The sequence below is a fragment of the Rhodovulum sp. genome, assembly GCF_011048875.1.
In the GTDB taxonomy this organism is placed as follows: Bacteria; Pseudomonadota; Alphaproteobacteria; order Rhodobacterales; family Rhodobacteraceae; genus Rhodovulum; species Rhodovulum tesquicola.
The window spans coordinates 1-1770 of the sequence record NZ_DSDD01000184.1 but is presented as its reverse complement, the minus strand read 5'-3'; the positions used below and the strand labels follow the sequence as shown (position 1 = coordinate 1770).

Below are 1770 nucleotides of genomic sequence, written 5' to 3'. Positions count from 1 at the left end.
GGCGCGATGCTGAGCCAGCGCAACCTGTTGTCCAACGCCCGGACGCTGGTCGATCTGTGGCGCTTCACCGAACGGGATGTGCTGCTGCACGCCTTGCCGATCTTTCACACCCATGGGCTGTTCGTGGCCAGCAATGTGGTGCTGCTGTCGAGCGGGCAGATGATCTTTCTGCCGAAATTCGACATCGAGCAGGTTTTCGCCATGCTGCCCCGGGCAACGGCGATGATGGGCGTTCCGACCTTCTACACCCGGTTGCTGGACGATCCGCGGCTGGGGCGCGGGACGGTCGGGCATATGCGGCTGTTCGTGTCGGGCTCTGCCCCCCTGCTGGCCGAAACCCATCATGCGTGGTCCGAGCGCACGGGCCATGCCATCCTCGAACGCTATGGCATGACCGAAACCAACATGCTGACCTCGAACCCCTATGACGGCGCGCGCAGGCCCGGAACGGTGGGCCTGCCCCTGCCCGGCGTCGAGCTGCGCATCACCGACCCGGAGACCGGCGCCGCGCTTGCGCAGGGCGAGACCGGCATGATCGAGGTGCGCGGGCCGAACGTGTTTCAGGGCTATTGGCAGATGCCCGAAAAGACCGCCGCCGAGTTCCGCCCCGACGGCTATTTCACCACCGGCGATCTGGGGCTGATCGACGATCAGGGCTATGTGCAGATCGTCGGCCGGGCCAAGGATCTGATCATCTCGGGCGGCTACAACGTCTATCCCAAGGAGGTCGAACTGCTACTGGACGAGATGCCGGGCGTTCTGGAAAGCGCGGTGATCGGCCTGCCCCATCCCGATCTCGGCGAGGCGGTGGTGGCCGTCCTGGCCGCAAGCGGCGCAGGGCCGGACCTGCCCGCGATCCGCGCCGCGCTGTCCGACCGGCTGGCGCGCTACAAGCAGCCCCGGGAATATGTCGTCCTGCCCGAATTGCCGCGCAACGCCATGGGCAAGGTCCAGAAGGCCGAGTTGCGCAAGACCCATGCCGACCTGTTCAGGGAGACCGCCCGATGACCGAGACCCGCGCCGTCATCTTCCAGGCCCCCGGCGGACCCGAGGTGCTGAAACTTGTCCAGCGCCCCGTCGGCGACCCCGGCCCGGGCGAGGTCCGCACCCGTCACCATGCCTGCGGGCTGAACCATATCGACATCTGCCAGCGTTCCGGCGTCTACCCGATGCCCCTGCCCCAGGTTCTGGGCATGCAGGGCGCGGGCGTGGTCAAGGCCGTGGGCCAGGGCGTCACGCATCTGGCGACCGGCGACCGCATGGCCTATGCCGCCACGCCTCCGGGCGCCTATTGCGATGTTCGCGTGATGTCGGCCGCGCAGGTTTGCCGCCTGCCCGATGGAATCGACTTCCGCACTGCGGCGGCGATGGTGCTGCAGGGGTTGACGGTGCACTACCTGTTCCACCGCACCGTGCCGCTGAAATCGGGCGATACGGTCCTTTTCCACGCCGCGGCCGGGGGCGTCGGGCTGATCGCCTGCCAATGGGCGCGGGCAATGGGCATCCGGCTGATCGGCACCGCGGGCACGGAGGAGAAATGCGCGCTTGCGCGCGACCATGGCGCCGCCGAGACGATCAATTACGAGCGCGAGGATTTCGTCGTCCGCGTGCGGGAACTGACCGAGGGTCGCGGCGTCGATGTGGTGATGGATTCGATCGGCGCGGCGACCTTCGAACGCTCGCTCGACTGCCTGCGGCCCGTGGGCATGATGATCAGTTTCGGCAATGCCTCGGGCAAGGTGCCGCCCTTCGACCTGGGCATCCTGGGCG

General features: G+C 67.5%; 2 protein-coding genes. Both read left to right on the top strand.

Annotated elements, in window-relative coordinates:
• On the top strand, nt 1–1008 hold a 1008-nt coding region (locus tag ENN83_RS06345), incomplete at its 5' end, for an AMP-binding protein (protein ID WP_287185307.1).
• On the top strand, nt 1005–1770 hold a 766-nt coding region (locus ENN83_RS06340; protein ID WP_287185305.1), incomplete at its 3' end, for a quinone oxidoreductase family protein. The genes ENN83_RS06345 and ENN83_RS06340, both read left to right, overlap by 4 nt.